Here is a 21,074-nt window from a genome sequence, read left to right on the forward strand (position 1 = left end):
GTCGAAAGTTGGAAAAAACCACACAACTGTGCCGAATAAAGCACAGGTTGCGCTGAGCGCAACCCATTGCTTTGCAAGCATTCTCCCTTTCTTGCAGCAACGCTTGATGGCGTTGCACTTGACCTCAACCGGTATTGCGCAAGCCGGCCGCGATACCGGCCACAGTGACCAGCAGGGCCTGCTCCAGCGGGCTGTCCAGAGCGGCTTCCTGCTTGCGCGAACGTGCCAGCAACTCAGCCTGCAATAGATGTAGCGGGTCCAGGTAGGTGTTACGCAATCGGATGAATTCCAGGGTTTCCGGGCTATGTGCCAGTAACACCGGCTGCCCTGTCAGGCCTAACACCACCTGGCACGCCTGCGACAATAGGTCGCGCAAATGCGCACCCAAAGGTCGCAGTTCTGGTTGCACTAGACGTTCGTCGTAGGAGCGGGCGATATCGGCATCAGCCTTGGCCAGGACCATTTCCAGCATGTCGATACGGGTGCGGAAGAACGGCCATTGCTCGCGCATCTCGGCCAACAACTCGCCTTGTCCGCGTTTCAAGGCGTTATTCAGGGCAGCTTCCCAACCCAGCCAGGCGGGCAACATCAAGCGGGTTTGCGTCCAACCGAATATCCACGGAATCGCCCGCAGGCTTTCAATACCACCAGCGCGGCGCTTGGCCGGGCGGCTGCCCAACGGCAGGCGCCCCAACTCCTGTTCCGGCGTGGACTGGCGGAAATACTCGACGAACTCAGGGTTGTCGCGCACCACGCCACGGTAGGCCTGGACGCCATCAGCCGCCAGCTCGTCCATCAGCGCACGCCAGGCGGGCTGCGGCGGTGGCGGCGGCAGCAAGGTCGCTTCCAGCACCGCAGCCAGGTACAGGTTCAGGTTCTGCTCGGCGATGTCCGGCAAGCCGAACTTGAAGCGGATCATCTCGCCTTGTTCAGTGGTGCGGAAACGCCCGGCCACTGATCCCGGCGGCTGCGACAGAATCGCCGCATGCGCTGGGCCACCGCCGCGCCCGACCGTGCCGCCACGACCATGGAACAACAACAGTTCGACCTGCTGTTCGCGACAGATGCGCACCAGCGTCTCCTGTGCCCGGTACTGTGCCCAGGCCGCGGCGGTCGTGCCTGCATCCTTGGCCGAGTCGGAATAGCCGATCATCACTTCCTGCGGGCCGTGCAACGCACTGCGGTAGCCCGGTAGCCCGAGCAGGCGTTCCATCACCGGGCCGGCGTTATCAAGGTCGGCCAGGGTTTCGAACAGCGGCACCACCCGCATCGGCCGCTGAACGCCGGCCTCTTTGAGTAGCAACTGTACAGCCAGCACATCAGAAGCCGCACCCGCCATAGAGATCACGTAAGACCCCAACGATGCCGCAGGCGCCGCGGCAATCTCGCGACAGGTGGCCAGCACTTCGGCGGTATCGGCCTGTGGTTTGAAGTAACCCGGCAACAGTGGACGACGGCTGTTGAGTTCCTGCGCAAGGAACGCAATGCGGGCGTCTTCATCCCAGTCGGCGTAGCGCCCCAGCCCGAGGTACTCGGTGATCTCGCTCAGCGCTGCGGTGTGCCGGGCTGCATCCTGGCGCACGTCCAGACGCACCAGGAACAAGCCGAAGGTCACCGCCCGGCGCAGGCAGTCGAGCAACGGGCCATTGGCGATCACCCCCATTCCACAGGCATGCAACGACTCGAAACACAGGTGCAACGGTTCGAACAACTCATGGTTGTCATGTAACACCAGCGCTGAAGGCGCCTGCGGCGACTTCAAGGCACTTTGAGCCCAAGTGCGGGTTTCGCGCAGGCGGTCACGCAACTGTTTGAGCAGCACGCGGTACGGCTCGGCAACATCGCCTACCTTGGCCCTGAGCGCCTCGCTGGCTTGCTGCATGGACAATTCAGCAGCCAGCGATTCGATGTCGCGCAGGAACAGGTCGGCGGCCATCCAGCGCGCCAACAACAGCACCTCGCGGGTTACCGGAGCGGTGACATTGGGGTTGCCGTCACGGTCACCGCCCATCCAGGAGGCAAAGCGGATTGGCGCGGCTTCAAGCGGCAAATGCAGGCCAGTGGCGTCATGCAACGCCTTGTCGACTTTACGCAAATGATGAGGAATGGCGTGCCAGAGCGAATGCTCGATCACTGCAAAGCCCCATTTGGCCTCATCCACCGGTGTAGGTCGGGTCCGACGGATTTCTTCGGTGTGCCAGGCTTCGGCGATCAAGCGCTGCAGGCGCTCACGGATTTGCTCGCGCTCGGCCGGAATCAGGTCGCGGTGATCTTGCGCCGCCAGCTGCGCGGCGATGGCATCGTACTTCTGGATCAGGGTGCGGCGGGCCACTTCGGTGGGGTGGGCGGTCAACACCAGCTCGATATTCAGTTTGCCGACTTGGCGTGCCAGGGCGTCATCGCTGTGGCCGGCCGCCTTGAGGCGTGCCAGCAGTTCAGGTAACACCCGGGATTCAAACGGTGCAGCTTGATCAGCGTCGCGGCGGCGAATCAACTGATACTGCTCGGCAATGTTGGCCAGGTTCAGAAACTGGTTGAATGCCCGCGCCACAGGCAACAGTTCGTCCTCGGCCAAGTCATTGAGGGTCGAACTCAATTGCTCGCCAGCCCCGCTGCGGTCAGCCTTGGCGCTGCGCCGAATGTCTTCGATCTTCTGCAGGAACGCCTCTCCGTGTTGTTCACGAATGGTGTCCCCCAACAACTCGCCCAACAAATGAACATCTTCACGCAAGCGCACATCGATATCAGTCATCAGCCTTCGTCTCCGGCATTCCTGGAAAACCGCTCTGGCTTCAGAGTGCCCCAGTACCGGTCATGCTTTCAAGGCAGACCAAAGCCTTCACAGTAGCTACGCTGATATCAGATCCCCGTGGATTGATGAGGTCACCATGAAAATTCGCGAACTTGCCAAGTACTGGGAACACAACGCCAAAGGCCGCCTCAGCCCGACTGGTCACGTTCTGCATTTGGATATGGAGTCGGCTGCACGCCTGGCTGCTCTGGCCGAAATGTACCCCAAGCGCCGGCCTGAAGAGCTGCTGGGCGAATTGCTCGGGGCGGCGCTCGAGGAGCTGGAAGCGAGCTTCCCGTACATCCAGGGCCAGCATGTGATTGCCACCGATGAAGAAGGCGATCCACTCTACGAAGACATCGGCCCAACGCCACGCTTCCTGGCGCTGTCACGCCGTTACCTGCAAGACATGAACAGCCGAACAGACGAATCAACTCACTGACCCCCCTTCTCCAGAGCCGATAACGGGCGCCTGCGCAGGCGCCCGCGTACCGCGGCCACGCTCAGAAGTTCCGAAAAAAACGACTGACCAATCGGTCAGTAAAAACCGCGATTCTGCGGCAAATTTTTTCTGAACTATCGAAAAAACGCCTGGGTCACAGCCAGTAGCCATCACGGCAATTTCCTTTCGCCTCACGGCAACGGGAAGCCTATGGACTGTTACGGAATTCGCTGTTCATCAGGAGTGATCCAAAGGAGCTGACCACTATGAAGACCCGTACCGTTAACACCTCATCCTCTCACTTGCGCGGGCTCAAGCTGACAGTGCTGGCACTGGGTAGCGGCCTGGTGCTGGCAGGTTGTGCCGGCAATCCACCCTCCGAGCAGTACGCCGTCAGCCAATCGGCAGTCAACTCGGCTGTCAGCGCCGGTGGTACCGAGTTCGCCGCCGTGGAAATGAAAGCGGCCCAGGACAAACTCAAGCAGGCGGAAATCGCCATGCATGACAAGCACTACGCCGATGCCAAGCGCCTCGCCGAGCAGGCTGAGTGGGATGCCCGGGTAGCTGAGCGCAAGGCGCAGGCAGCCAAGGCCGAAAAGGCGCTGCAGGATGCCCATCAGGGTGTTCAGGACTTGCGTGAGGAAGGCATGCGCAGCGCTCAATGACGCTGTGTTGCCGCTTCCGCGTTCTTGTAATTGATCAAAGGATGACCCTTATGCGCACCCACATGATGATTCCCGCCCTGCTGGCCCTGAGCGTCGGTCTGGCTGCCTGCTCTACCCAACCGAATGCCAATCTGGAGTCGGCCCGTACTAACTTCTCCAGCCTGCAGAGCAACCCGCAGGCGAGCAAAGTCGCCGCCCTTGAAACCAAAGACGCCCAGGACTGGTTGAACAAGACCGATACGGCGTACATGAACAAAGAGGACCAGGAAAAAGTCGATCAGTTGGCTTACCTGACCAACCAGCGCATCGAGGTGGCCAAACAGACCATCGCCTTGCGCACCGCTGAAGCCAACCTGCATAACGCCTCTGCCCAGCGCGCCAAAGCGCAGCTGGATGCACGCGACGCGCAGATCAAGAAACTGCAAGACAGCCTCAATGCCAAGCAGACCGACCGTGGCACCCTGGTGACCTTTGGCGATGTGCTGTTCGACTTCGACAAGGCGACCCTGAAAAGCAGTGCCTTGCCCAACATCACTACCCTCGCCCGCTACCTCCAGGAAAACCCTGATCGCAAGGTGATTGTCGAGGGTTACACCGACAGTAAAGGCAGCGCCAACTATAACCAGTCGCTGTCTGAGCGCCGTGCCAACTCTGTACGTGCGGCGCTAGTGCGTGCCGGAGTCGATCCAATGCGCATTGTTGCCCAAGGTTATGGCAAGGAGTTCCCGGTGGCCGACAACGGTAGTAACTCAGGCAGAGCACAGAACCGCCGGGTGGAAGTGACCATTTCCAATGACAACCAGCCGGTGGCACCGCGCACGGTTAGTCAGGCGCATTGATTGATCACCTGTGGGAGCGGGCTTGCCCCGCGATAGCGGTTCATCGGCCACACCGCCTCGCGGGGCAAGCCCGCTCCCACCGGCCCCGCGATGCTTTTACTCTTGAACCTGCTGCGGCGTTTCCTGCCCCAGGCAACGAACCGCCTGTTTCTTACTGTCCACCAGCACTCCGGTCAGGCCTTTTTGCGAGGTATCGAACAACACCAGTACGCCATCAACACACTGGGCCACTTGGTTGGCCGGTTTCAGCGAGATCTTGTAGTCCTCCCCCGGTACAGTCTTGAGCATGGTGAAATCCGACAGCAACAGCGCATCTTCAGGCTTGGCGAAGTGCAGGTAGCCGTAGTACCAGAGGGCGCCCACCGTACCGATGATGCTGCAAACACCAGTGATGATCAGGGGAATAGCATTACGTTCTTCACTCATTGTGACGTCTCGTCAGGGTAATTAGGGACCTCGGCCAAACGCCGCAATCCATTGAAATGTTCCGGGTCGTCCAGAAAGCGCAGCATGACCTTGCGCCAGGTCCGGTCGGCAAAGGTCTGCACATGACCGCCACGAGTCAGTTGCAGTACCCGTGGAGGTGGCGCTGCCTGGTACAGCTGAATGCCATTGGCAAGCGGCACGATGGCATCATCGATGCTGTGGAAAAACAGTTTAGGTGGCGCTTTGAGCTGGCCTATCGAGTGGATCGCGCTGTCGCCGTCAGGCACCAGCCACGATAGCGGCACTTGAAACGGCCACGTCATCCAGGAATTGCTCAGAGCAAAACGCCCCACCTGACGGTAGCTGGCAGGTACGCCGTCAAACACCAAGGCTTTGAAGCGCTTGGCCTGTTCAGGGTGCTGGGCCAGATAATGAATGGCCATGGCACCGCCCAGACTTTGCCCCAGCAGCACTTGCGGCTTGCCCTGTACCTCAGGCGCGTGATCCAGCCAGTCCAGCGCGGCGCCGATGTCTTGATAAACCTCCGGCAACGCCGGGGTGCCCTGGGACAAACCATAACCACGGTAGTCCAGCAACAGCACCTGATAGCCCTGCTTGGGCAACCACCAACTGCCGCCCAAGTGCCATGCCAGGTTGCCACCGTTGCCATGCAGGTGCAGCACCGTGCCCTTGACCGCCACTCCCGGCTTGGCCGGCAGCCACCAGCCATGCAAGCGTGTACCGTCGGCGGCCGTAAGGGTGACGTCACGGTACTCCAGCTTGGCCTTTTGTGGGGTAAACGGTTGGCCAGGCTCGGGATAGAACAACAGTGAACTGCAGCCGCCCAGACTCACCAACACCAGCAGCAGGCCAATCAGCCCGCGCCATGTGTTAGAGAATGTTCGAGTAATCGGCTTCAATCCGGTCCAGGCTCAGGTGGTTGAGGAAGTTGGAGAAACACATCCAGGCCGATAGCGCGTTGAGGTCGCGGAACTGCTCCGGCAGGTACTTGGGCGGCTCGACCAGGCCCTCATCCACCAACTGGCGCAAGGTCCGCATGTCTTCAAGGGTGGTCTTGCCACAGAACAGCAACGGAATCTGCTCAAGCTTGCCTTTGCGCACGGCCAACTGAATATAGTTGTAAACCATGATGAAGCCCTTGAGGTAGGACAAGTCCTTGGTAAATGGCAAGCCATTGGGCACCGAGCCACGGAACACCCGACTGGCATTGCCATAGCTTTCCGGCATGCCGAAGCCTTGAGCGCGGAAGAACTCATAGACCTGCATGAAGTCGGCGCCTTCTTCGACCATGTGAATGGCCCGGGTACGGTTGGTCAACTTGCGCAAGCGGCTCGGGTAGGAGGCAAAGGCAATCACCTCCATAAGAATCGCTAGGCCTTCCTGGGTCACGGTCGACGAGGGCGGGCCCTTGGCCAGGAAGGTGCAGATTGGCTGGTTCAGACCATTGAGGGTGGTGCCAACATGCACCAGCCCTTCATGCACTTCCAGGGCACGGACATCGCGGCTGTTGAACATGGCGTCGGCGCGGATTTTGATGTAGTCGGCACCCGCCGCTGCGTCGGCGACGATGCCATCGGACTCGAACACCCGGATGGTGTCCTCGGCTTCGTTGAACACTTTGTTCAGGCGGCGCTGCAGCATCTCCACCGCTTGCTTGGCGGTGAGGTTCTTCGGCTCGTCTTTCAGGTCACCCCGGCCATCGATGTTGTTCAGATAGTCGGAGAGCATCAGGCCCAGATCGGCCAGGGTCGGGTCACCGGCATGAAAGGCATCCGATGCTGCACCGTACAGCTCTTGGGAGATCAGGCCGAAATCTTCGGTGCCACGTGCTTCGAGCATGCGCACCACCATGCGGTACTCCTTGCACATGCGCCGCATGATCTGCCCGACTGGGTTGAACTGGCCCAGTTGGCGGGTGATGTCACGCTCAATGTTCTGGAACTCAAGCTTCACCGCACTGGAATCGAACGACAGCGGCCTGGCCTGATAATAGGCGCGGTCCACCGCTGGTGGCTCCTTGCCTTTGCTCTTGAGAAAGCCCTGGCGGATGCTGTCGTCCCACTTCACCGCATCAAGCACGCGAATGGGCGTTTGCGCCAGGACAATGCGATCAGACAGGGCACGAATTGTCTGCTGGTACTCGTCCACCCTAGACTCCTTGAATGGTCTGTATAACTTGCCTTGGCTACTTACCGGCGCGCTGGAAGCAGGCCACTTCGATGAACAGGTCGGAGTTGGCCGGGTCATCCAGGTAAGCCAGCACCCGCTCGGCCGGGCTATCGATCAGCACGCCCTCACCGTTGTCTTCGGGGACTTCATAAGTTCGCCCGCTCAGCTCTTTTTTCTCCACGGCCTGGTTGATCTGCTCAACATCGAGGTTGTAGATCACCAATTCCTTACCGTCGATAACATCGAACCCACCGATCAGGAAGTTACCGCCCAGGCGTTTGGGCACGCCCGCCGACAGGTACCAGCGATTGCCGTGTTTCGATACGGTAAAGGCGTACTCATCGCGCTTCTTGTCCTTGCCGACCGCCACTGCCTTGTAGGCATTGCCGCCGCTGCGGCTGATGGTCAGGCTCAGTGGCTCACCCCAGGCGTCTTTGCTGGACCATTTACCCAACAGGGCTTTGGGTGCCGCTTCGTTGACCGGTATCGGCTCATTGAAGGTCACCAAACAACCACCCAGCAGCAAAAACGACAACGCCAACAGCAGACTTCTGGCTTTCATCGGGTTCTCCTTGAAAAGAGTCGCGCCTCACACGGCCGCCAGTACCAGATGCATGTACCGGGTAAGGATAGCGAGCATCTGTGCTTGCGCATCGGCCTGTGAGCCGTCGAGCAGGCCCTGATATTCCATCTGCTCGATAATCGCCGTCAACACCAGCGCATCTTGCTGCGGCTGGCGCGAGCCCAAGACCTGAAGCATCTGACACGCGCCACGCAGAAGAATCTGCTCGTGCAGCTTGACCAGTTCGGCCAGGCGCGGGCACAACAACGCCTCCTGGCGAAAGGCCTGCTCGGCCATCAGGAAGTCACGACGGTTATGCAGTTGCCGCTGTACATAATCAGCGGTCATTCTGGCAATTTCATCGGCCAGACGCGCCCGACACTGCGGGCTTTGATCGCCCTGGGAGAGCAACTGGCGCAAGACGATCTCGCTGTGCTCCCATAACTTGGCCATGTAGGCAGCGCTGCGCTCTACATACTGAGCGAAGGTGTCGGTGAGCAGGTCTTCGATGTCTTTGAAGTAGTAGGTCGTTGCCGACAGTGGCACACCGGCTTCAGCGGCTACCGCACGATGACGCACACCGCGAACACCTTCGCGTACGACAATACGCATGGCGGCATCGAGAATGTCCTGACGGCGCTGTTCACTGCCCTGGCGACTGGCCTTGCGGCCCTGATACTGAACACTCTCGGCCACGGTGTTAGCTACACCGGCGGCGCCTTGTTGGGCCATTGCAGGAGTCACAGCTGATTCACCCCTAAGGTGTTATTGGTGAGTGGAGATGGCTGGAAGGTGCTGTAGGAGCGGGCTTGCCCCGCGATTGCGGTGTGTCAGGCACATCGGATCGCGGGGCAAGCCCGCTCCTACCTGCAACAAAAAGCCGCCCCGAAAGGCGGCTTGTGCAATACGGTCAGGCTTGTGGACGCATGTGCGGGAACAGGATCACATCGCGAATCGATGGCGAGTTGGTCAGCAGCATCACCAGGCGGTCGATACCGATACCCTCACCGGCGGTTGGCGGCATGCCGTATTCCAGGGCACGTACGAAGTCGGCATCGTAGTGCATGGCTTCGTCGTCGCCCGCATCCTTGTCTGCCACCTGGGCCATGAAACGCTCGGCCTGGTCTTCCGCGTCATTGAGCTCGGAGTAGGCGTTGGCGATTTCGCGGCCACCGATGAACAGCTCGAAGCGGTCGGTGACGTTCGGGTTTTCGTCGTTGCGACGGGCCAGCGGCGAGACTTCGAACGGGTACTGGGTAATGAAGTGCGGCTGTTCCAGTTTGTGCTCGACCAGCTCTTCGAAAATCATCACTTGCAGCTTGCCCAGGCCTTCGAAGCCGAGAACCTTGGCGCCGGCTTTCTTGGCGATCTCGCGGGCCTTGTCGATGTCTTGCAGGTCGGCTGCGGTGATCTCAGGGTTGTACTTGAGGATCGAGTCAAACACCGACAGGCGGGCGAACGGCTCGCCGAAGTGGAACACCTTGTCACCGTACGGCACGTCGGTGCTGCCCAGCACCAGCTGTGCCAGCTCACGGAACAGCTCTTCGGTCAGGTCCATGTTGTCTTCGTAGTCAGCGTAGGCCTGGTAGAACTCGAGCATGGTGAACTCAGGGTTGTGCCGGGTCGAAACGCCTTCGTTACGGAAGTTGCGGTTGATCTCGAAGACTTTCTCGAAACCACCGACCACCAGACGCTTGAGGTACAGCTCCGGCGCGATACGCAGGAACATGGCCATGTCCAGGGCGTTGTGGTGGGTTTCGAACGGTTTGGCTGCAGCACCACCAGGGATGGTCTGCAACATCGGCGTTTCGACTTCCAGGAAGTCACGCTGAATCAGGAAGTTACGGATGTGGTTGATGACCTGCGAGCGCACGCGGAAGGTGTCGCGGACTTCTTCGTTGACCATCAGGTCGACGTAGCGCTGACGGTAGCGCTGCTCGGTGTCGGTCAGGCCGTGGTGCTTGTCGGGCAGCGGGCGCAGCGACTTGGTCAGCAGGCGCACGTTGGTCATTTCGACGTACAGGTCGCCCTTGCCGGAACGCGCCAGGGTACCTTCAGCGGCGATGATGTCGCCCAGGTCCCAGGTTTTCACCGCCGCCAGGGTTTCTTCCGGCAGGGTTTTGCGGTTGACGTAGACCTGGATGCGACCGGTCATGTCCTGGATCACCATGAACGAGCCACGGTTGAGCATGATGCGGCCAGCAACCTTGACCGGAATCGCTGCAGCTTCCAGCTCTTCCTTGGTCTTGTCGACATACTGTTTCTGCAGGTCGTTGCAGTAGCTGTCACGGCGGAAGTCGTTGGGGAAGGCGTTGCCCTTGGCGCGCTCGGCAGCAAGCTTTTCCTTGCGCAGCGCGATCAGGGTGTTTTCTTCCTGTTGCAGGTCTTGCGGGTCGAGTTTTAGGTCGCTCATGTCGTCATTCTTTCCATCAGGTGTTCGTTGCCCCTCGCGGATGAGGGATCGCGGGGCAAGCCCGCTCCCACGGGCCCACCACGGCGTAAATGCTTACAGCCCCTGTTTTAGGCTGGCTTCCAGGTATTGGTCGAGGTCACCGTCCAGCACCTTCTGGCAATCGCTGCGCTCGACGCCGGTACGCAGGTCCTTGATGCGCGAGTCATCGAGCACGTAAGAACGGATCTGGTGGCCCCAGCCGATGTCCGACTTGCTGTCTTCCAGGGCTTGCGAGGCGGCGTTGCGCTTTTGCATTTCCAGCTCATACAACTTGGCCCGCAGCATTTTCATGGCGGTGTCTTTGTTGGCGTGCTGGGAACGTTCGTTCTGGCAGGCCACCACAGTGTTGGTCGGCACGTGGGTGATACGTACTGCCGAGTCGGTGGTGTTTACGTGCTGACCACCGGCACCCGAGGAGCGGTAGGTGTCGATGCGCAGATCGGACGGGTTGATTTCGATGTCGACCTTGTCGTCGATCTCAGGCGAGACGAACACCGCCGAAAACGAGGTATGGCGGCGGGCGCCGGAGTCGAACGGGCTCTTGCGTACCAGGCGGTGAACGCCAATCTCGGTGCGCAGCCAGCCGAACGCGTACTCGCCCTTGATGTGCACGGTGGCACCCTTGATGCCGGCGACGTCACCTTCGGAAAGCTCGATGATGGTAGCGTCGAAGCCGCGCTTGTCGGCCCAGCGCAGGTACATGCGCAGCAGGATGTTGGCCCAGTCCTGAGCTTCGGTACCACCGGAGCCGGCCTGGATATCCAGGTAGGCGTTGTTCATGTCCATTTCGCCGCTGAACATGCGACGGAACTCAAGCTGGGCCAGGTGTTCTTCAAGGCTCTGCAGCTCGGTCACGACGTCGCTTACGGCGCCTTCGTCATTCTCCTCGACAGCCATGTCGAGCAAGTCTTTGCAGTCGGCCAGGCCACCGGACATTTTGTCCAGGGTCTCCACGACCTGCGCCAACAGGGCGCGCTCACGGCCCAGCCCCTGAGCGTACTCGGGCTTGTTCCAGACGGCAGGGTCTTCCAGTTCGCGGTTGACTTCGATCAGGCGGTCAGCTTTTTGATCGTAGTCAAAGATACCCCCGAATGGACTGGGAACGCTCGGTGAGGTCCTTGATGGTATTCAGGATCGGTTGGATTTCCATGGGCGGGCAACTCTCGTGCGGAATCGGTAGAAAAGCCGGAGAGTATAGCTGAGTTACAGCTTCAAGCGGCAAGCAACAAGCGACAAGAGGCCGGAGAGATGTCGAGCGCTGCAGCTTTGTCTTGCGGCTTGAAGCTTGTCGCTTGGGGCTGCGGTCAGGCCACCCCGACCTGATTACGCCCATTGTTCTTGGCCAGGTACAAGCCTTTGTCTGCCGCCGAGATCAGTTGCCGGCAATGGCTGCCGATGGTCGGAGTCTGGGTAGCCAGGCCGATACTGACCGTCAGGTGGGAGTTGGGCTGGGGCATGTCATGGGCGATGTTCATCGCCTCCACGCTCTGACGCAGTTTTTCCGCTACCAGGCGCGCACCACCCGGCGACGTATTCGGCAGGATCAGCACGAACTCCTCGCCGCCGTAACGGGCCGGCAGGTCGCTTGGGCGTGCGCAGGAGTTGCGGATGGCCTCAGCCACTTTGCGCAGGGCTTCGTCACCCGCCAGGTGGCCGAAGGTGTCGTTGAACGACTTGAAGTAATCGACATCGATCATCAGCAGCGACAGTTGCGTTTGCTCACGCATCGCCCGACGCCACTCCAGCTCCATGTACTCATCGAAATGCCGACGGTTCGACAACCCGGTCAAGCCATCGGAGTTCATCAGACGTTGCAGCACCAAATTGGTGTCGAGCAACTGCTGCTGGCTGACGCGCAGGGCACGGTAGGCTTCGTCGCGTTGCAGCAGGGTCAGGTAGGAACGCGAGTGGTAGCGAATGCGCGCCACCAGTTCGATGTTGTCCGGCAACTTGACCAGGTAATCGTTGGCCCCGGCGGCAAAGGCCGCACTTTTGACCAGAGGGTCTTCCTTGGTCGACAGGACAATGATCGGGATGTCCTGAGTGGCAGGGTTGTTGCGGTATTCGCGCACCAGCGTCAGGCCGTCGAGCCCGGGCATGATCAGGTCTTGCAGGATCACCGTTGGCTTGATCCGTATCGCCTGGGCCACCGCCTGGTGCGGGTCGGCACAAAAGTGGAAGTCGATGTTCTCTTCGTGAGCCAGGCCGCGTCGCACCGCCTCACCGATCATGGCCTGATCGTCGACCAACAGGACCATCGCCGAATTTTCATTCGTGGCCGGGAAACCGTCGAGCGGTAATTCATTCATACGCTGTCACCTGGTCACTGCCGGATGGCCGGCGTGGCACAATACATATCGTCATTTTGGAAAAATTTCCATCAATCGTGCAGCGATTCGTTCTAAAGGACGAATCTCCATGGCCGCGTCGATCGCCGCTGCGGCCTTGGGCATGCCGTAAACGGCGCTGCTGTGTTGGTCCTGAGCAATGGTCAGGAAATTTTGTTGGCGCATCTGCTTCAGGCCTTGGGCACCGTCGCGCCCCATGCCGGTCAGCAGCACGCCCACGGCGTCGCCGCTCCAATAGCGGGCCACGCTTTCAAAAAATACATCGATCGAAGGCCGGTAGATCTCGTTGACCGGCTCGGCGGTGTACGCCAGGTTACCGCTTTTGAGCAGGCGTATGTGATGGTTGGTCCCAGCCAGCAGCACCTGCCCGGCTTGCGGCGGCTCCCCCTCACAGGCCAGCCGCACCGTCAGGCCGGACGCGCTGCTGAGCCATTCGGCCATCCCGGCGGCAAACACCTGATCAACGTGCTGAACCAGCACGATGGCAGCAGGAAACGCTTGCGGCAGCCCTTTCAGCAAGACCTCAAGCGCTGCCGGACCACCGGCAGATGAGCCGATGGCCACCAGGCCCTGACGTTGCGCCACCTCACGCAACGGCGCCGCAATCGGGCGCGGGGCATTGCTGCGCTGCTGGCCAATCAACCAGCCGATGTTGAGGATCTTGCGTAACAACGGTGCAGACGCCTCTTTCGGGTCGCCCGCGCCCAGGGTCGGTGTATCGACCACGTCCAGCGCGCCGTAGCCCATGGCTTCGAACACACGGTGAACATTCTGCTGGCGGTCCACCGTCACGATCACGATGGCGCAAGGCGTCTCGGCCATGATCCGGCGCGTGGCCTCGACACCGTCCATGACCGGCATGATCAGATCCATGAGGATCAGGTCAGGTGTCTGTTCAGCGCAACGTTTTACTGCCTCGGCGCCATTGCTGGCCACCCAGACCACCTGATGCGCTGGCTCGAATGCCAACGCGCGACGCAACGCCTCCACAGCCATGGGCATGTCGTTGACGATAGCGATCTTCATCCCTGCGCTCCCCCGATCAACTCGACCACAGCATCCAGCAAGGCGTCATCATGGAAACTGGCCTTGGCCAAATAGTAGTCGGCTCCGGCGTCTAGTCCACGACGACGATCTTCTTCCCGATCCTTGTAGGAAACCACCATGACCGGCAAGGTTTGCAAGCGGCTGTCACGGCGTAACAAGGTGACCAACTCAATACCATCCATGCGCGGCATATCAATATCGGTGATCAACAAGTCGAAATCCTCTCCACGCAAGGCGTTCCAACCGTCCATACCATCGACAGCGACCGCAACGTCATACCCACGGTTGCTGAGCAACTTGCGCTGCAGCTCGCGCACGGTGAGCGAATCATCGACCACCAGAATGCGTTTGCGCGCCGCCTCACGGACATTACGCTGGCCACGTTCGATGCGCTCCAGGCGCCCGGTACTAAGCAGTTTATCGACCGAGCGCAGCAAGTCTTCAACGTCGATGATCAATACGACGCTGCCATCATCGAGCAATGCCCCCGAGGAGATGTCCTGCACCTTGCCCAGCCTCGGGTCCAGCGGCATCACCACCAGCACTCGCTCACCGATCAAGCGCTCGACCGCCACGCCGTAGAGCATGTCGCGCTCGCGGATGACCACTACCTTGATTGACTGGCCGGCAGCCTCACGCGGGGGGCGATTGAGCAACTGGCTCGCGGCGACCAGGCCGATGTGCCGGCCTTCATGCCAGAAGTGCTGACGCCCCTCGATCTGCACAATGGCGTCCGTCGACAGCTCCAGCGTGCGTTCAATATGCGCCAGCGGAAAGGCATAAGCCTCGTCAGCGACTTCAACCACCAGACTGCGCACCACCGACAGTGTCAGCGGCACCTCCAGGTGGAAACTGCTGCCTTGGCCACGGGCCTGGGACATAACGATAGAGCCGCGCAACTGGCGAATCATATGCTGCACAGCATCCAGGCCAACACCGCGACCAGACACCTCGGTGACTTGATCGCGCAAGCTGAAGCCGGGCAGGAAGAGGAACGTCAGTAACTCAGCTTCGCTCATCTGGGCCACGGTTTCTGCAGGCGACAGCTGGCGCTCGATGATGCTTTGGCGTACCCGCTGCAGGTCGACACCAGCGCCATCATCGCTCAGTTCCAACACCAGCAGGCCGGCCTGATGCGATGCACGCAAGCGGATCTGCCCCTCCAGTGGCTTACCCGCCAACAAACGGCGCTCGGACAGTTCGATGCCATGGTCGACGGCATTGCGCAGCAAGTGGGTCAGCGGTGCTTCGAGCTTTTCCAGGACATCGCGATCCACCTGAGTGTTCTCGCCTTCAATCTCCAGGCGCACCTGTTTGCCCAACGAACGGCCCAAGTCGCGGACCATGCGGCTTTGCCCGGTCAACACATCGGCAAACGGCCGCATACGGCACGCCAGTGCAGTGTCGTACAGCAATTGCGCACGCTGACTCGCCTGCCAGCCGAACTCATCAAGCTCGCTGACCTGTTGCAGCAGCATCTGTTGGGTCTGGCGCAACAACTGTTGAGCCTGGGCCAGGGCTTCATGAACTTCCGGGCTCTGAGCACTGGCTTGCAGTTGCCCCTGCAGCCCGTCGAGCGCCTGAATGCTTTGATTGTGCATGCGTTTGAGACGCTGCAAGGTGGCCAGGTAGGGCTTGAAACGCTGCGTTTCGACCAAGGCCTTACTCGACAGGTCAAGCAAACTGTTCAAGCGCTCGGCGGTTACCCGCAAAACGCGCTCGCCGCCCTCTTTTTTGCGCGCCCCTTTGCGCGGCGTGGGTGCTTCGGGCTCGACGTCCGGTACGACAGGCTCAATCACCGGCTCTGCCATCACCGGCAAAGGCTCGCTGACCGGTAGCGGCGCAGGGGCACGAGAGCCGCCTGCTGCCGGCGTCGCGGCAGTGTCCAGCAGCGTGGCCATCTGTAATAGAAATGCCTGAACGGCAGGCTCCAGTGATGCATCTCCCGGTGTGGCGATACGCATCAGCAAATCAGTGCCTTGCAGCAGCGCGTCGATATGCTCCGCACGCAGCAGTATCCGACCCTCCTGGGCACCTACCAGGCAATCTTCCATCACATGGGCAACACTCACCCCGGCATCGACGCCCACGATCCGCGCCGCCCCCTTCAGGGAATGGGCGGCACGCATGCAGGCTTCCAACTGATCGGCCTGGGTCGGGTTGCGCTCCAGCGCCAGCAAGCCCGCACTGAGCACCTGGGTCTGAGCCTCAGCCTCCAAACCGAACAATTCGAGCAACGACGCATCCCGCATTTGCTCTGGGGTCATGAAAGGCTCCGGTTCACAGCCGCCAGCAGCTGTTCTTCATTCAGTACGCGCACATTGCGCCCACGCCACTGCAACACCGCAGCGGTGAACTGCGCTTCCCCCTGCTCATGCAGCAGGCGCTCAGGCTCCAGGCCGTGAATACCATCGACTTCATCGACGCGTACCACCACCGACCCACCGGGGGCCGCCAGAATCAGCATGCGCGGCGTAACCCGGTTCGAGGTGCTGCCCGTGACGGACGTTTCCAGGCCGAGCAGTTCGCTCAGCGACAAGCACGGCACCAGCGCCCCACGTACATTGGCGACACCTTGCAGTACTCGCGAACGTTGATGAGGCAAAGAGTGAACCGACTGCAGCGTAGCGACTTCTACCAGGCAGCGGGTGGCCAGCGCCAACCACTCCTCACCCAGGCGAAACAGCAACATCGAACGACCTGATCGCTCCTGCTGAACCTGCGCCTGCTCGTGTGCATCCTGAGCCAGTGCATAACGATCCAGCAGACGCGTGGCGGCATGTGCATAGGTATCGCAATTGCGGCAATGTATGTGTTCAACCAGCAACGGGCAGCTTTTGTCACCGCGGATTCCAATGCGGTTCCAGCAGTCATCAATGCTGGTGGCATCCGTGGCAACCACGCTCACCCGATCATCTGCGATCATTGTTCAGCCCCCCGATCAGCTTGACGTGCAGCGCGCTCCTGCAAGCGCCGAGCACCTGCGCTATCGCCCTGCGCCTCAAGCAGGGCCGCGAGGTGCGCCAAGGCTTCGGCGTGTTGCGGCTCAAGGTACAAGGCTTTGCGGTAATGGCTGAGCGCCTCACTGGACTGGCCCGCAATGTCACTGAGTAGCCCTTGCCAATAGAAGACCTGGGCATGGGGCGGGTACTGCTGCAAGTAACGCGCGCAGGCCGCCTTGGCCTCGGCGCTGTTGCCGGCGTTGGCCAACTGGGCGATTTGCGCCAGCAGTTCGGCACTGGTGTCCTGAGCGTCGGCGACAGCACGAGGTGGTGAAGCCACCCGGGGTTTACGCAGCGGTACTGGCATCGGCCGCGGCGCAGGGCTGGGCGCCGGCGGTATGGGTGCCATGCCCAGTGGCTTACTGACAAAAACAGGTTCCGCGTCGGTCTGGCGTACATAGGCAAACGACTGGGGAACACCCAACGGGCGCATGCCCATGCGCGCCAGCAGACTGCCTTCGGCCGGCCCGATAAACAGCACACCCTGCTCATGGATCAAGCTCTTGAGTACCTCGAACACCCGTTGCTGGGTCGGTACATCGAAGTAGATCAGCAGATTGCGGCAGAAGACAAAATCATAACTGCCTGCACGCTCTTTCAGTGCCGGGTCTAGCACGTTACCGACCTGCAGTTTGACCTGCTGGCGGACTCGCTCGTGCACCACATGGCCGTCATCAACGAGGTCAAAATGCTGCTGACGAAACGCCAGGTGCGCACCCCGGAAGGAGTTGCGCCCATACCGCCCTTGTTCAGCACGATGGATGGAAATCGGGCTGATATCGATACCTTCGACGCGAAACGACTGCCCGGCAATACCGGCATCCAGCAAGGTCATGGCAATGGAATAAGGTTCTTCACCGGTCGAGCACGGCAAACTGAGAATGCGCAGGGGACGTGACCCTGCCAGCTCGGCCAGACGCTTGCTGGCCAGGCCCGCCAGGGCTGTGAACGACTCCGGATAGCGAAAGAACCACGTCTCGGGAACAATCACGGCTTCGATGAGCGCCTGTTGTTCTTCAGCCGATTGCTGCAAGCGCAGCCAATAGTCATCCAGGTCGAAGGCATCCACTGCGGTGCAGCGTTGGCGCAACGCGCGCTCAACCATTGGCGCACCGATCGAAGCGACATCCAGGCCGATACGCTCTTGCAAGAAACGAAAAAATCGCTGTTGACTGCTCATGGCTGCGCCACACCTTCAGCCGGTTCTTCAGGCAAGGGATACAGCAGCGCTCGCACCGGTTCGCTGAGCAGATCCTGCACGCGGATGCGCTGCACCAGGCCATGGGCATCCTCACGCACCGGCCCCAGGTACGGCGCCTGCTGATTGTCCAAACCATACGGCTGAAATTCATCGGGCTGGCAACGCAAGGTGTCAGTGGCCTGCTCCAGAATCAGCCCCAACAACAAATCCGGCCGCTGCGGATCCACCCGATAATGCACCAACACCAACCGTGTGCTGGTGCGCACGGGGGCCGGCAAACCAAAACTCAAGGCACCGATATCAATCACCGGCACCAACGCACCGCGATGCGCCAACACCCCGGCCACCCACTCTGGCGTCTGGGCGATGGGTTTGAGCGGCAAGCGCGGCAGCACCTCGGCGACTTCATGAACGTCAAGGGCGAAGCGCTGCTCAGCGATTCTGAACAACAGGTGCAAGATCCCATGGGAACTTGTGCGCTGGCTGTAGCGGGGCTGAAGGTCGTTCATCGGTGGATCAGACTTTGAACCGCGACACGCCGCCACGCAGGCCGCTGGCGACCTGGCTCAATTCGTCGATGGCAAAGCTGGCCTGGCGCAGCGATTCCACCGTTTGGCTGCTGGCATCACCCAACTGCGCCAGGGCGTGGTTGATTTGCTCGGCACCGGTGGCCTGGGCCTGCATGCCCTCGTTGACCATCAACACCCGCGGCGCCAGAGCTTGAACCTGATGGATGATCTGGCTCAGTTGCTCACCGACCTGCTGCACCTCGAACATGCCCCGGCGCACTTCTTCGGAGAATTTGTCCATGCCCATGACCCCAGCAGACACCGCCGACTGAATTTCACGAACCATCTGCTCAATGTCATAAGTGGCCACTGCGGTCTGGTCGGCAAGGCGTCGGACTTCAGTGGCAACCACGGCGAACCCGCGGCCGTATTCACCAGCTTTCTCTGCCTCGATGGCCGCGTTGAGCGACAGCAGGTTGGTCTGGTCGGCCACCTTGACGATGGTGACCACCACCTGATTGATGTTGCCGGCCTTCTCATTGAGGATCGCCAGCTTGTTGTTGACCAGGTCGGCAGCGCCCATCACCTGATGCATGGTTTCTTCCATGCGTGCCAGGCCCTGCTGGCCGGAGCCGGCGAGGATCGAGGCCTGATCGGCGGCGGAGGTCACTTCGGTCATGGTCCGCACCAGGTCACGCGAAGTGGCTGCGATTTCCCGCGAGGTAGCGCCGATTTCCGTGGTAGTAGCGGCGGTTTCCGTGGCGGTCGCTTGCTGCTGCTTGGAGGTGGCTGCGATCTCGGTCACCGAGGTGGTGACCTGTACCGAAGAGCGCTGGGCCTGAGACACCAGGCTGGTCAGTTCGCCCATCATGTCGTTGAAACCGGTCTCCACCGCGCCGAATTCATCTTTGCGCTCCAGGTTCATGCGCACGCTGAGGTCGCCGCCACTGAGTTTGTCCAGAGCATGCACGATACGTTGCATCGGTTCAGTAATGGCGCGCATCAGCAGCAGGCCGCAAATGGCGGCAGCGATGACGGCCAGAACCAACGAAATGATCATGCTGAATTTAGCCGTGACCACGGCTTCAGAAATCGAATCTGCTGCTGCGGTTGCCGCTTGCCGGTTACGTTCGATCACACTGTTCAAGTGATTGCGCCCAGCTGTCCAGGCCGGAGTCAGCACTTCTTTGATCAGCCGATCGGCTTCGCTGTACTGCTTTTGGCGGTAAGCATCGAGAACGGTTTCGATGGCCTTGATGTAACCTTCTTCGAAACGTTCGAACTCAACGAAACTGGCTTGATCCTGCGGGTCGCGAATAGTCCTCTGATAGCTGGCCATGTGCTGCTTCAAGCGCGCTTCGTAGCTCTTGTAAAGCTCCATGTCGGCCGAGGTGAGTTCACGGTCGTCGCTCAAACCCACCAGTTGCTGGGTCAACACGTAACTGTCGACCCAGGCACTGCGAATCATCGAACTGTAGTAGACCCCGGGAATGCTGTCGGTACGAACTTCTTCCTCACCGGCTTCGATCGTCACCAGCCTTGAATAGGCGGCCACCACCATCAACAGCATGATGGCGATAATCACGGCGAAGCTCGCCAGAATCCGTTGGCGCAAGGTCCAGTTTTTCACAGTCAGCCCTCAAGTGTTCTACGCGCGCAGAAAAATGCGCAGAGTATAGCCTAGGGACTGTGGGGTTTTGCGGCTGACTTGCAGGCTCGATCAGGCCAAATGGCCAGCACTCTGGCCACTGGCCCGCAATCATTGGCCGATGGCTTGTTTTACCTGATTTTCCAGTTCGACTTTCAACGCTGGGTCGAGCTTGAGCTGACGCGCCAGTTCATCCAGGTAGGCGCGCTCCATGAAATGCTCTTCGTCTACGATCATGACACTGGCGATGTACATTTCAGCCGCCATTTCCGGGGTTCTTGCGGCGCGCGCGACGTCGGCGGGATCCAGCGGCTTGTTAAGTTCAGCGTGCAGCCAGTGCTGCAGTTCCTGGTCGTTGGACAGCTTGACGAATTCACCTTCGATCAGCGCTCGCTCGCGCTCATCGACATGGCCATCGGACTTGGCAGCCGCCACCAGCGCTTTGAGGATCGCCTGGCTATGCTGCTCGACCTGCGCAGGTGGCAGGCGATCGAGGGTCTGCGGTTCGCCTTGCACTGCTGCGCCCTGCTTGGCCTGCCAATTGCCGTAAGCCTTATATGCCAGCACGCCAAGTGCCGCCAGGCCACCGTAGGTCAGGGCTTTGCCACCGTATTTACGGGCCTTCTTGCTGCCCATCAGCAGCCCCATCGCCCCGGCCGCCAACGCCCCGCCCCCGGCACCCGACAGCAGACTGCCCAGCCCACCGCCACTTTTGCCACCCAGCAGGTCACCCAGCCCGCCGCTGCCACCCGACTTGCCGGAAGACGTTTTAGCAGACTGGTTTTGCAGCAGCTCCTGACCGGATTTGAGCAGTTGATCAAGCAAGCCACGGGTGTTCATCGGGCACCTCCTAGGACAGGGAAATAAACCGCAAGAGTACTGCCGCAAGCTGAAGCTAAGCTGAATGCATTTGCTTCCAGATGTTGCTCGATACGTACGAAAAACGACATGG

General features: G+C 60.3%; 19 protein-coding genes. 3 read left to right on the forward strand and 16 right to left on the reverse strand.

What is annotated here, in order from left to right; translation table 11 throughout:
- Positions 1–124 precede the first annotated feature (124 nt).
- The gene (ppc, locus tag E1573_RS23550) at positions 125–2,752 is read right to left on the reverse strand and encodes a phosphoenolpyruvate carboxylase (RefSeq protein WP_133216942.1); all 2,628 of its coding nucleotides are present in this window, start codon (positions 2,750–2,752) and stop codon (positions 125–127) included.
- Between the two features lie 136 nt (positions 2,753–2,888).
- On the opposite strand from ppc, the gene E1573_RS23555 reads away from it, so the two are divergent.
- The 3 genes from E1573_RS23555 (at position 2,889) to E1573_RS23565 (ending at position 4,737) form a co-directional block, all read left to right on the forward strand.
- Positions 2,889–3,233, forward strand: coding sequence for a pilin assembly protein (locus tag E1573_RS23555; RefSeq protein ID WP_133216943.1), 345 nt, complete (start codon positions 2,889–2,891; stop codon positions 3,231–3,233).
- Positions 3,234–3,499: 266 nt separating this feature from the next.
- Complete coding sequence (locus E1573_RS23560; protein WP_133216944.1) at positions 3,500–3,898, forward strand: DUF4398 domain-containing protein; 399 nt, start codon at positions 3,500–3,502, stop codon at positions 3,896–3,898.
- 50 nt (positions 3,899–3,948) lie between these two features.
- Positions 3,949–4,737 carry an OmpA family protein gene (locus E1573_RS23565; RefSeq protein ID WP_133216945.1) on the forward strand — a complete coding sequence of 263 codons (789 nt, stop codon included), beginning with the start codon at positions 3,949–3,951 and terminating at the stop codon, positions 4,735–4,737.
- Positions 4,738–4,833: 96 nt separating this feature from the next.
- On the opposite strand, the gene E1573_RS23570 is transcribed toward E1573_RS23565, so the two are convergent.
- From E1573_RS23570 to E1573_RS23640, 15 genes are all read right to left on the reverse strand, one after another.
- Entirely contained in the window at positions 4,834–5,163 is a 330-nt protein-coding gene (locus E1573_RS23570; RefSeq protein WP_107026051.1) for a hypothetical protein, read from the reverse strand.
- On the reverse strand, positions 5,160–6,083 hold the full coding sequence (locus tag E1573_RS23575; protein ID WP_133216946.1) for an alpha/beta hydrolase: 924 nt from the start codon (positions 6,081–6,083) through the stop codon (positions 5,160–5,162). Before E1573_RS23575 ends, E1573_RS23570 begins: the two co-directional genes overlap by 4 nt.
- Positions 6,055–7,332: a flavohemoglobin expression-modulating QEGLA motif protein gene (locus E1573_RS23580; protein WP_133216947.1), complete on the reverse strand. Its 1,278-nt coding sequence runs from the start codon at positions 7,330–7,332 to the stop codon at positions 6,055–6,057. The genes E1573_RS23575 and E1573_RS23580 overlap by 29 nt, the downstream gene beginning before the upstream one ends.
- A gap of 37 nt (positions 7,333–7,369) precedes the next feature.
- Positions 7,370–7,915, reverse strand: a complete 546-nt coding sequence (locus E1573_RS23585) for a hypothetical protein (protein WP_133216948.1) — start codon at positions 7,913–7,915, stop codon at positions 7,370–7,372.
- A 27-nt stretch (positions 7,916–7,942) separates the two neighbouring features.
- Positions 7,943–8,647, reverse strand: coding sequence for a TetR/AcrR family transcriptional regulator (locus E1573_RS23590; protein ID WP_133216949.1), 705 nt, complete (start codon positions 8,645–8,647; stop codon positions 7,943–7,945).
- A gap of 178 nt (positions 8,648–8,825) precedes the next feature.
- Complete coding sequence (lysS, locus tag E1573_RS23595) at positions 8,826–10,328, reverse strand: lysine--tRNA ligase (RefSeq protein WP_133216950.1); 1,503 nt, start codon at positions 10,326–10,328, stop codon at positions 8,826–8,828.
- 93 nt (positions 10,329–10,421) lie between these two features.
- Positions 10,422–11,517, reverse strand: a protein-coding gene (prfB, locus tag E1573_RS23600; RefSeq protein ID WP_133216951.1) for a peptide chain release factor 2 whose coding sequence is annotated in 2 segments (ribosomal slippage) — positions 10,422–11,444 and positions 11,446–11,517 — 1,095 coding nt in all. Because the reading frame shifts where the segments join, the coding sequence is not laid out codon by codon here.
- A 154-nt stretch (positions 11,518–11,671) separates the two neighbouring features.
- Entirely contained in the window at positions 11,672–12,676 is a 1,005-nt protein-coding gene (locus E1573_RS23605) for a PleD family two-component system response regulator (protein ID WP_133216952.1), read from the reverse strand.
- Between the two features lie 51 nt (positions 12,677–12,727).
- Positions 12,728–13,741, reverse strand: coding sequence for a chemotaxis response regulator protein-glutamate methylesterase (locus tag E1573_RS23610; RefSeq protein WP_133216953.1), 1,014 nt, complete (start codon positions 13,739–13,741; stop codon positions 12,728–12,730).
- A complete protein-coding gene (locus E1573_RS23615; protein WP_133216954.1) occupies positions 13,738–16,029 on the reverse strand; it encodes a hybrid sensor histidine kinase/response regulator in 2,292 nt (763 codons plus the stop codon). Before E1573_RS23615 ends, E1573_RS23610 begins: the two co-directional genes overlap by 4 nt.
- Entirely contained in the window at positions 16,026–16,688 is a 663-nt protein-coding gene (locus E1573_RS23620) for a chemotaxis protein CheW (protein WP_133216955.1), read from the reverse strand. Before E1573_RS23620 ends, E1573_RS23615 begins: the two co-directional genes overlap by 4 nt.
- Positions 16,685–17,944: a protein-glutamate O-methyltransferase CheR gene (locus E1573_RS23625; protein WP_133216956.1), complete on the reverse strand. Its 1,260-nt coding sequence runs from the start codon at positions 17,942–17,944 to the stop codon at positions 16,685–16,687. The genes E1573_RS23620 and E1573_RS23625 overlap by 4 nt, the downstream gene beginning before the upstream one ends.
- Positions 17,941–18,474, reverse strand: coding sequence for a chemotaxis protein CheW (locus tag E1573_RS23630; protein WP_133216957.1), 534 nt, complete (start codon positions 18,472–18,474; stop codon positions 17,941–17,943). Before E1573_RS23630 ends, E1573_RS23625 begins: the two co-directional genes overlap by 4 nt.
- Before the next feature lie 7 nt (positions 18,475–18,481).
- Positions 18,482–20,104, reverse strand: a complete 1,623-nt coding sequence (locus E1573_RS23635; RefSeq protein ID WP_133216958.1) for a methyl-accepting chemotaxis protein — start codon at positions 20,102–20,104, stop codon at positions 18,482–18,484.
- 129 nt (positions 20,105–20,233) lie between these two features.
- Complete coding sequence (locus tag E1573_RS23640) at positions 20,234–20,962, reverse strand: tellurite resistance TerB family protein (RefSeq protein WP_133216959.1); 729 nt, start codon at positions 20,960–20,962, stop codon at positions 20,234–20,236.
- Positions 20,963–21,074 lie beyond the last annotated feature (112 nt).

Origin of the sequence: Pseudomonas sp. H9 (assembly GCF_004353925.1) — a bacterium.
Lineage (GTDB): Bacteria > Pseudomonadota > Gammaproteobacteria > Pseudomonadales > Pseudomonadaceae > Aquipseudomonas.